Below are 10,705 nucleotides of genomic sequence, written 5' to 3' on the forward strand. Positions count from 1 at the left end.
TTATAATTATGATAAGAGTACTGGCATTTTTTTTATGTGTGTTTTCGGGCACTTTAGCAACTGCGCAACAGGAAGTTATCTATCATGTTGTTACCCGTAGTTTTTTTGACAGTAACAATGATGGTATAGGCGATCTTAAGGGTGTACAGCAAAAGCTCGATTATTTACAGGAATTGGGTATAACAACGCTATCGCTTGCGCCTATATATCAATCAGAATTTTATCATAATCTTTATGCTGCTGACCTTGAAAAAATTGATCCAAAATATGGAACCTTTAAAGAATATAGGGATCTTATACAGGAGGTACACAGGCGAAAAATGAAACTATATCAGGAAATAGACCTGCAGTTTGTTAGTACTAAACACTTATGGTTTACAGATTCGTTTAAGAATACTAAATCGATATACAGCGGTTATATTTATTACACAGATGTAAAAAATGAAACCCCTTATCTACTGCCTGAAATTATTACTTATAAAAATACTAAAGAGCAGGTCGTTGCTTTGAATTTAAAGAATGCAAAGGTAGCTGCTCATGTTAATAAGGCACTTAAATACTGGACAGATCCAAACGGAGACGGCAATTTTTACGATGGCGTAGATGGTTTTACGCTGCATAATATGACAGATAAACTGGATAATTCCGGTAAGATGGGTAACCTGCTTAAAGATTTTTGGAATTCGCTGTTTACTAATCTAAAAAAAACAAACCCGAAATTACAATTACTTGCCCAGCCGGCTAATGCCAATTCATTTGGTAAAGAACTCTATGCAAAAGCCGGAGCCGATAGGGTATTAGCAGTAAAGCTAAGGGATGCAATCGTTTCTTTTGATAAGGCAAAAATCAGTAAAGCTGCCGACAGTACTTTTTTACATCTGGCTGCGGATAAGTTTCCGGTTGTATATATTGAAAATGAAGATACTGGTCGATTTGCATCAGCTACTGGGATGGACGCGGGGAAAATGAGAGCAGGTGCTGCACTTAATTTATTAATGGGTGGCGTGCCATGTGTTTATTACGGTCAGGAACTGGGAATGAAAGGAGAGTACCTAAAAGGAGAAACAGATGGTAATAGAATTCCTGTGCAGCAAGCATTTGAATGGTATGCAGATGATAATGGTCCCGGAATGGCATTGTGGTATAAAGAAACCGGACCTTGGTGGGATAATCGTAGCATGAAACCCAATGATGGTATTTCGTTAGAAGAGGAGCAGAAGGATCTTAACTCTTTATGGAATTATTATAAGCAGCTTATTCATCTTAAAAAAATGCAGCCATCATTAGCATTAGGAACATATGAAGAAGTACGTAGTGATAGTGATATGATTTTTTCTTTTACCCGAACTTATAAAGGAGAGAAAATGCTTATTATGATTAATCTTTCGGGGACTAGGCAGTTTACAATGCTAGGTGTGTATGATGAGTTAAGACTGGACAGGTTAAAACTTATGCTGGGTGCAGCAAATATTGCTTTTCCGAGAGGAGGTAAAGGAATTGAGCTGCCTCCTTATGCGGTTCAGGTATGGCGATTTTTACCTTAATTATAAAACAAGAGAACCTGCTTTTTGCAGGTTCTCTTGTTTTATAATGCATTGTCATTAGGTTTATAGGTCATAAAAAAAGACTCCTATGTTAGGAGTCTTAAAAGTATAGTTCAGGTCATTGATTATAAGTTATGTAAGGTTATTGCGGTGATATAGGAGACTCGTTTATTCCATTCTTCAGTGAGTTGGAATGTATAAGAAGGAATGCGCCAAATTTTGGTTTCATAGATACACTTGCCAAATTTTTCGAGCTCTTTTGATGTCGAGAAGTCTTTCATCTTTTCAAGACCACGCATAGCAATAATAGCAAAATCAGGTTTTTGGTTTAAGTGAAGAACCGACTCCATTATCGATGTTATTTTTTTCTTTTGCTCTGTTGGTGCTCCAGACACCATCAGTATGTTTTTCTTTCTTACAGTTACTATATAGGTGCCGTCTGATATTCCTGCAGCAGGAACCACGCTTTCTAAAGATACTTTTCCTGATTCAGAAAAATATACCTTTCTAATACTTTCCGGCTTTAATCGTTTACAAACTTCATTTATTGTCTCAGCTTTTCCAGAACTCCTGGCTCCTTTAATAATTATATACTTCATAGCAGAGTGTTTAGGTTTGTTAATTTTGGTTTTGGTTTTTGGTTAAATCATTTAGGTAGGTGATTGGTGGGTTTATTTTCAGTTTTTTCTCATACTATGGGGGGATTAGAATTATTTATTAAGTAGCTATAGTTTTTTGGAATTCTGAACTTTAAAAACCGTTTATTCATTGATAACCATTGTGTTAATTGGGGTTAACTTCTGGTTTGTCGATAATTAATTACAGTTTGTAGTTGTTTATTGGTTTTATATTTGTTTTTTGAATAAATTTTATTTCAATATTTTATGACTTAAATAAAGAATAGTATTAATAATGTGTTAATGCACTGGTTTTTATTGTTAAAAAAATTCCACACATTAAATTTATGATGATTATATATATATTCCTTACGGTTTTCCGTAAAAACCGCCTAAAATTTTGTTAAAAAACATAAATAATTCTTAAACAAGTTTTAGAATTCAAAATTTCTATATCAAACGAAGGTCTTTTGTGATAGCGACCAAATGGATACTATTATGGGCTTTGAAAAAAAACTTTAGCTTGTTTATTCTTTTTTCAATGCTGCTTGTGCTGGCAGATGGAAAAGCTTTTTGTTTGAAGATTTTACTAATATCTTCCTGTGTGAATCCTTCCGAAAGCATTCTCAATACCTCAACATCATATTTATCGAGTTCTAAAAACAGTTGTTCTTTAAAAACATTTGAAAATTGTGGTGATATATAAGTGTCTCCATTATAAAGTGCAGCTATCGCGTCTAAAAGTTCGCTGCTGCTTTCACGTCCTTTAGCAACAAAGGCTTTAATCTTTTTGCTTTCAAAAAGGGATTTAATTAGAAACAGTTTGTCTTCAATAGAATATACTATTATTTTAATATCCGGCTGTTCGTGGTGAATAGCATTTATCAACTCTTCTCCGGTAGTTATTTTAGCTTCCCGGTAGTCTTCCTTAAAAGAAAGATCGGTTATAATCAGATCAAAGGAGGCATTGTCCTGATTCGCTTTTTTTACTTTAAGCAGTCCGTCATCGCAGTATTTTGAACAGTGAACCTCTACGGGAAAATTTTTTTCCAATACTGCAGTGATTCCAAAGTTAATGCTGTCGATGTCTTCTATTATTAAGATTTTTTTGAACATGGGGCGTATATTGGGGGTAAGTTAATATAAGATGAAATCCTTTATTTGAGTTGTTGTCAAAAATTATATCTCCACTAATAGAGTTCATGCGGTTTTTTACATTTAGCAGGCCATTTTTTAAAACTATCTTTTCATTTGCAGTGCCGATACCATTATCAGAATAGCGAATTTTGATTTTCTTTTCCTTACTCATAAAATCGATAAATACAAGTGTAGCATTGCTATGCTTTTTCATATTAACCATTAACTCCTGTAAAGAACGATAGGTTGCTATTTTTTTAGTATGATGTAAATTTTCCCAGTCAATACTGTCAATTCCTTTTGTGATAATATTTATATTATCGGTGCTATAGGAGGTGAGCATTGATTTTAAAGAACCTGAATATAGATTGCCCGTATCTATTGTGGTTGTTTCTCTGGAAATATTTCGTGCAGCCATGTAAATGTTGTCCAGCTGTGCAATAAGTTTTTCTTTGCTAGAATTTGGCATTGCGTCATCCGTACTGATGAAATGTATTGTTTCGTAAATTTCGTTAGCGATTTCATCATGAAGTTTTTTTGAGAGTCTTGTCTCTACTGCATAACCTTCCATGAACCGTTCTTTTTTATGCTTTATATTGATGATATAACATATTGTTCCTGAAAATAATATTGTCAGTGTAAGCACTGCTAAGAGTAGTTTATTATTGTTGTTGCTTATCTGAAGTAATAATGCAAGGTCTGTATTTAGTTGTGCCGTAGCTGCAGGAAGTTTTAAGGCAGTATCCAGTTTGTCGTTTTGCGAGTGCAGTACTTTTACAACAGTATCCTCATTCATACAGGATATGCAGCTGAAAAGAATCAGCAGGAGAAAAGATAATATATATAGTTTCTTGACCATTTATCGTAAAACGTATAACAGATAAAAATTTAAAAAGTTTAAATACAGTATGAAAGGCAGAGCATTTTTAAGCTCTGCCATCACGCTATTATAATACCGGGTTGTTTGGCTTTTGCTAGCCTCCCGTTAAACTAATGTCTTGTAAATGAGTAAGATATTACAAGGTAAATTTAACATGTGTATCGTTGCTGTAATCGATGTACAGTGTTACGAAAAAACTGTCAAAAATTCAATTTATTAGATGTAAAACTTAAAATAGTGTATATATAAAATTAATCGCTTTTTTCTTTCATTTTACATTCTCATGTAAAAATATTTTAGTCAAATTCTGACGTAAAAAATAGTTTTACACTAGGGAATTTTGACTGTGTCATTTGTATCGAAAAATCAGAATCGGCTAAGAAAACCAGTTGTCCATATTTATCTTTTGCCAGAAACTTTTGCTTGATCCTTTTAAACTCTGCAAACTCAGTATTTTTTGCATCATCCGGTTTCACCCAGCATGCTTTGAATGCCTGGAAATTTTCATAAGAACATTTTGCGCCATATTCGTGTTCCAGCCTGTATTGTATAACTTCATACTGAAGGGCGCCTACTGTACCAATTACTTTACGGTTATTCATTTCGAGCGTAAATAACTGTGCAACACCTTCATCCATTAACTGGTCGATACCTTTATCCAGCTGCTTAGCTTTTAATGGATCGGCATTATTGATGTAACGGAAATGTTCCGGCGAGAAGCTAGGAATTCCTTTAAAGCTCATTATTTCACCTTCTGTAAGCGTATCTCCAATTTTAAAATTACCCGTGTCGTGAAGACCTACAATATCACCAGGATATGAGATGTCTACAATTTCTTTCTTCTCGGCAAAAAAGGCATTCGGGCTCGAGAATTTAAGGTTTTTATTTAGGCGTACATGCAGGTACGGTTTATTTCTTTCGAATACACCCGATACGATTTTAACAAATGCAATTCTGTCACGGTGCTTAGGATCCATGTTTGCGTGGATCTTGAATACAAATCCTGCAAATTTTTCCTCCTCAGACCTAACAGTTCTTGTGTCTGAATCTTTTGGTCTTGGTGAAGGAGCGATTTGGATAAAACAATCTAAAAGCTCACGTACTCCAAAGTTATTAAGCGCGGAACCAAAGAATACTGGCTGTAATCTTCCTTCCAGATAAGCCTCCCTGTCAAAAGGCGGGTAAACTTCATCAATAAGCTCCAATTCTTCCCTAAGCACTGTAGCAGGCTTCTGACCAATTATATTTTCAAGTTCCGGACTGTTTATGTCGCTAAAAGCGATAGTTTCTTCAATGTTTTTACGGCTGTCACCGCTAAACAGGTTGATGTTTTTCTCCCAAATGTTATAAATCCCCTTAAAATCATAACCCATACCTATAGGGAAACTAAGCGGTGTAACTGTTAATCCCAGTTTTTGCTCCACTTCGTCCATAAGGTCAAAGGCATCCTTACCTTCACGGTCAAGTTTGTTTATAAAAACAAGCATAGGTATGTTACGCATACGGCATACCTCAACTAATTTTTCTGTTTGTTCCTCGACACCTTTTGCAACATCAATTACAACAATAACACTGTCTACAGCTGTTAAGGTTCTAAAAGTATCTTCTGCAAAATCCTTGTGACCCGGTGTATCTAATATGTTTATTTTTTTGTCTTTGTAATTAAAAGCTAAAACAGAGGTCGCAACAGATATACCTCTCTGTCTTTCAATCTCCATAAAGTCACTGGTAGCGCCTTTTTTAATTTTATTGCTCTTTACTGCACCTGCTTCCTGGATGGCTCCACCAAACAAAAGAAGTTTCTCTGTTAATGTGGTTTTACCTGCATCGGGGTGGGAAATAATTCCGAACGTCCTTCTTCTTTCAATCTCTTTATTAAAGCTCATATTATGTTAGGCCTCCTAATTTCTTTAATTACTACAAAAATAGTTTTCTCATTTAATTGGCGCAAAGATAGTAAGTACATTTCATAGATAAAAACGCGATTTATATCGATGTTTTTTTGAAACTTTTATAGCACCTGTAAGCTATTGTTAGCTTTAATGCTTGGTCTATTGTTTTTCCTTACAAAAACTAAACCTCTCATTTGATCACACTAACGAACATAAAACAGGAGAAAGTCCTGCATATTTTTTATGCAGTGGTTTTTCTGTTTTCGTCTATTAGCAGCTGGTCTCAAACCTATGCTACTAATGCAACAACATCAAATACAGTTCTGAGCCCTAATGAAGTTGTAACTCCGGGACTGGCCTACGACGGTTTGGTTGGTACGGCAGCAATTGTTAAAGCAAATGCAGGAGGACTTTTAGGAATAGGGGCTTATAATGGCTATATAGAATTGCAGTTTCCCGGTGATGTACCGGCAAACACAACCAGTTATGTGAAAATTGCAACGCAGGATAATTTATTAACTTCCTTATTAGGAGGGAGCCTGGGTACGCTGCTGGCAAATGTTTTAGGCGCTGTGCTAATTGGTAATCAGGAATTTACTGTTGGAGCCAATTATAATGGCGGTTTACCTATTGTAAGCGGAAATAGTCAGGTAGCGAATGATTTTGCAACCGATAAACTTAGAATTATAAGAAATGCGGCAGGTGATTATTTAATTGCAATAACTCCTAATGCTGTTTATAACCGTATCAAGATTACAAATCGTATAGGAGCTACATTGCTTGGATTAGGCAATGAGAAAACACTAAGTGTATATGAGGCTTATTATATAACTAATCCTCCTGCTTGTGGTGGTCTATTAACAACATCTTTTTCAGGATCAGGAATAACGTTGGATTTATTACAATTAGGTTCGGCAGGAGTGACAAATCCCCAAAATGCTATTGATGCCGTTACAACAAATTATTCTGAATTAAAGCTTGGGCTTTTAGGGGTAGGAGCATCTGTAGAGCAAACAGTTTATCTGGGAGGAGTATCTCAGACTACTGATGTTTTTGGCATTGGCCTTAGTATGGGAGGCGCGTTACTGAACCTTGATGTGTTAAATAATGTTACGGTTATCGCATCTAAAGGTGTTACTGTGGTTCAGTCAAGGACACTTTCACAGTTATTAGCGCTAAACCTGCTTAATATGCAGGACGGAGTAGTAACAACTGTGCAAATGGCTCCTTTAGGCGCAGTTGACAGAATAACTGTTCGTTTTAACTCGCTTGTAAGTGTGGGTTTAGTTGCCCAAAACCTTAATTTTTATGGGATTACTATTAGAACGTTGGCAGTACCTTTAATTACACAAAACAATGCAGTTTGTAAAGACGGATCTGCTTCGATAATAGCAACTACCAGTGTTGCTGGTGCGCAATTAAAATGGTATAGTGATGCTTCGGGAGATACTTTACTTGCTACAACAGCGTCTGGTGCTCCATTTGTTACACCGGGACTGGCTGTTACAAAAACCTATTATGTTGAACAGTTTACTACATGTGCAGGGCTTTTACTGCCTGTTGTAGTAACAGTTCTTATACCGCCGTCGGCCGGTGTGATAGCCGGTGAACAAACAATTTGTCTTACTAAAGCGCCGGCTGCTTTAACATCTGTATCCGCAGATAGCGGTGCCGGCATAAGTTATAAATGGGAGTCATCGCCCGACGGAATTATATGGACGGTTATCCCTGACGCTATCCTTGCTTCTTATCAGCCGGATGTATTGTTAAAAACGACTTTTTTCCATAGAATTACTACGATTACATCAGGTATTACTGTCTGTAGTTCTAATCCTACATCTAGTATTAAAGTTTTAACTAAAAACTGCATGGTAGTGTCAAATCCGATGGTAAGGCAACGCCTTAAAAATGGCGCTTAAAGCTACTGTTTACAGGCTTTGCGAGCATAATATAGTATAAAAAAAGACGCGTTAATGTTAATTTAATACTAAAATTTAACACGAAATTTCAGGTGTTGATTGTCGATAAAAATATGTATTTTGTCGATACTTATGCGGTATTTAGAATGAGTAAAGCCATTGGTTGAGGTTATGATTAATTTAATTGCATTAACGGCTAATTGTTAAATTAATCTTAAGCATATGGTACTAAAAACTACTCTCAAAAAAACAAAAATTCTCTATTTACTCTTTATTTTGTCTTTTTTCCTGCTCCCTTACACAGGAAAAGCGCAAACGAGAATTTATGCGTCAACAGCAACTACATCAAATACGGGTTTTAGCCCAAATGAAGTTGTTGGATCGGGTCTTGCCCATGATGGAAATTTAACTACTTCTGCAGTGGTTAAAGCGAATGCCGGGGGGCTTCTTGGATTAGGAGCTTTTAACGGATACATTGATTTGCAGTTTCCGGGCAATGTGCCTGCGAACACAACTACGTATGTAAAAATAACTACAGAGGATAATCTTTTGCCTTCTTTACTTGGTGGTAGCCTTGGAAATCTTTTGGCAAATGTTTTGGGTGCTGTATTAATAGGTAACCAGGAATTTAGTGTGGAAGCCAATTTAAATGGTGGGGCACCGATTATATCCGGTAACAGCCAGGCGAATGGAAGTTTTGCAGGGGACAGGCTTCGAATAGTTAGAAACGATGTTGGCGATTTTTTAATTGCTATAACACCTGCAACTACCTATAATCATATAAAAGTCACTAACCGTATTGGAGCTACATTACTTGGATTAGGTAATGAGAAAAACATGAATGTTTTTGAAGCATATTATGTTAGTGCTCCGGCAAATTGCGGATCTCCGGCCTATACCTCTTTTTCGGGAACAGGCATAACTTTGGATCTGCTGCAATTAGGTTCTGCTGGTGTAACTAACCCTCAAAATGCTATCGATGCCAATACCACTAACTTTTCGACTTTAAGTTTAGGAGTTTTAGGTGTAGGCTCAACAATTGAACAAACGGTTTATTTTGAAGGACTTTCTAATGCGACCGATCAGTTTGGAGTGCGAATACGACTTGCCCAAACACTGCTCAACCTGGATGTTATTAATGATATACGGGTTATATCATCTAACGGAGGTACAGAGGTTAGCAATCAAAGTTTAGCAACACTGCTAACATTGAGCCTTTTAGCTCCCCCTCAAGGTAATGTAATAACTACCATACCTGTAAATCCCGGAGCACCGGTTGACAGGATCACACTGCGTTTCTATTCTTTTGTATCACTATCTGTAGCACAAAATCTTGATTTCTTTGGGGTTACGAGAACGGTAGCTCCTCCAACAATAGTATTACCTCCATTATCAACAGGATATGTAGGATGCGTTGGAACTACGGCTTCGCTTACAGCAACAACAGGAGCAGGCAATGAGCTAAGATGGTATGCTGTTCCTACAGGAGGTGTAGGTACAGTGCGTGCTTCAGGTGTGGCTTTTGTAACACCTATATTAACGACTACAACTACTTTTTATGTATCGGCGGCTAAAATCGGCTGTCCTGAAGAGTCATCAAGAATTGCGGTAAAAGTAACTGTAACCCCGGTTGTAACTCCAACGACAATAGATACAACTCCGGAGTTTTGTGCTTTTAACAATCCTACAGTTGCCAATATTCAGGTGAATGAGCCTAATATTTCTTTTTATGATGCTCCAACCGGAGGTATACCAATACCTTCTAATACACTATTGGTAGATAATAAAGTATATTATGCATCCATTACAGATGCTGTCACTGGATGTGGAAGTACAATACGTCTTGCTATCACAGTAGATTTGTTGCCACTTTGCAATGTTACCCTCAATTTAAAGGTTATGCTGCAAGGAGCATTATTCAATGCTACGGGAGGATTAATGCGTGATGATCTTAGAGTGGGCGGTTTTATTCCTTTAAACCAGCCTTACAGCAATACTCTTAATGCACGATTTACCCATGTAGGCGGTGGTGGTACTGAAACGACTACAAATGTTGTTTTACAGGCAAACGCAGGAACTGGGAATGCTATTGTAGACTGGGTTTTTGTAGAAGTTAGAGATAACGCAAATCCTTTAACAGTGCTAAAAACCGTATCGGCTTTACTGCAAAGAGATGGTGATATTGTTGCTGCAAATGGCGGGCCGCTTGTTGTGGCAGGGCTCCCGGCAACATTTAAAATATCTGTTAAGCACAGAAACCATTTGGGTGCATTAGGCAGCCAGACACTTACAGCTGTTAACCAGCAGGTAACATTAGATTTTACGACACTAACAAACGCTAACCTTTTTGCACTTTCGGGCTTTACCGGACAGGAAGCTATGGCAACAGTTGGCAGTGTACGAGCATTGTATTGCAGTAATGCAAATTTTGATACTCAGGTAAAATATGATGGTTTAGCAAACGACAGACAGGTAGTGGCTTCACAGGTACTTTCTTTCCCGGCTAATGCTTCTCAGATCCTTAACTATTCTAATGCTACAGGATATTTTTCGGGAGACGTAAACATGGATGGAAAAGTATTGTATGATGGCTCTAATAATGATAGGCAGATTATATTAAATATAATAGTTACCTATCCGCTAAACACAAACACACTGGCTAACTATAACGGAATGTTTGAGCAGATGCCGCAATAAAATAAAGCCATAGCTTATA

General features: G+C 36.9%; 7 protein-coding genes. 3 read left to right on the top strand and 4 right to left on the bottom strand.

Going from position 1 to position 10,705, the window contains the following annotated elements; all coding sequences use genetic code 11:
• The first annotated feature begins 8 nt into the window (after positions 1 to 8).
• A complete protein-coding gene (locus EPI11_RS07035; RefSeq protein ID WP_128389251.1) occupies positions 9 to 1,544 on the top strand; it encodes an alpha-amylase family glycosyl hydrolase in 1,536 nt (511 codons plus the stop codon).
• A gap of 125 nt (positions 1,545 to 1,669) precedes the next feature.
• Here EPI11_RS07035 and EPI11_RS07040 read toward each other — a convergent pair whose 3' ends face one another.
• The 4 genes from EPI11_RS07040 to EPI11_RS07055 form a co-directional block, all read right to left on the bottom strand.
• On the bottom strand, positions 1,670 to 2,143 hold the full coding sequence (locus tag EPI11_RS07040; protein ID WP_128389252.1) for a hypothetical protein: 474 nt from the start codon (positions 2,141 to 2,143) through the stop codon (positions 1,670 to 1,672).
• A gap of 468 nt (positions 2,144 to 2,611) precedes the next feature.
• Positions 2,612 to 3,277 (bottom strand): response regulator, encoded by a 666-nt coding sequence (locus EPI11_RS07045; RefSeq protein WP_128389253.1) that lies wholly within the window; start codon positions 3,275 to 3,277, stop codon positions 2,612 to 2,614.
• Entirely contained in the window at positions 3,234 to 4,094 is an 861-nt protein-coding gene (locus EPI11_RS07050) for a sensor histidine kinase (RefSeq protein WP_128389254.1), read from the bottom strand. The genes EPI11_RS07045 and EPI11_RS07050 overlap by 44 nt, the downstream gene beginning before the upstream one ends.
• A gap of 380 nt (positions 4,095 to 4,474) precedes the next feature.
• Complete coding sequence (locus EPI11_RS07055; protein WP_128389255.1) at positions 4,475 to 6,064, bottom strand: peptide chain release factor 3; 1,590 nt, start codon at positions 6,062 to 6,064, stop codon at positions 4,475 to 4,477.
• 200 nt (positions 6,065 to 6,264) lie between these two features.
• Between EPI11_RS07055 and EPI11_RS07060 the strand changes: the two genes are divergently transcribed.
• Both EPI11_RS07060 and EPI11_RS07065 read left to right on the top strand, forming a co-directional pair.
• Entirely contained in the window at positions 6,265 to 7,989 is a 1,725-nt protein-coding gene (locus EPI11_RS07060; RefSeq protein WP_128389256.1) for an immunoglobulin domain-containing protein, read from the top strand.
• A 222-nt stretch (positions 7,990 to 8,211) separates the two neighbouring features.
• Positions 8,212 to 10,686, top strand: a complete 2,475-nt coding sequence (locus EPI11_RS07065) for an immunoglobulin domain-containing protein (RefSeq protein ID WP_128389257.1) — start codon at positions 8,212 to 8,214, stop codon at positions 10,684 to 10,686.
• The last annotated feature ends 19 nt before the right edge of the window (positions 10,687 to 10,705 follow it).

It is taken from the genome of Flavobacterium cerinum, from assembly GCF_004028155.1.
GTDB lineage: Bacteria > Bacteroidota > Bacteroidia > Flavobacteriales > Flavobacteriaceae > Flavobacterium > Flavobacterium cerinum.

Bases quoted from the DNA above. Each gene is read 5' to 3' on its own strand.
- EPI11_RS07035 (WP_128389251.1), top strand. From the start codon at position 9: ATGATAAGAGTACTGGCATTTTTTTTATGTGTGTTTTCGGGCACTTTA.
- EPI11_RS07040 (WP_128389252.1), bottom strand. From the start codon at position 2,143: ATGAAGTATATAATTATTAAAGGAGCCAGGAGTTCTGGAAAAGCTGAG.
- EPI11_RS07045 (WP_128389253.1), bottom strand. From the start codon at position 3,277: ATGTTCAAAAAAATCTTAATAATAGAAGACATCGACAGCATTAACTTT.
- EPI11_RS07050 (WP_128389254.1), bottom strand. From the start codon at position 4,094: ATGAATGAGGATACTGTTGTAAAAGTACTGCACTCGCAAAACGACAAA.
- EPI11_RS07055 (WP_128389255.1), bottom strand. From the start codon at position 6,064: ATGAGCTTTAATAAAGAGATTGAAAGAAGAAGGACGTTCGGAATTATT.
- EPI11_RS07065 (WP_128389257.1), top strand. From the start codon at position 8,212: ATGGTACTAAAAACTACTCTCAAAAAAACAAAAATTCTCTATTTACTC.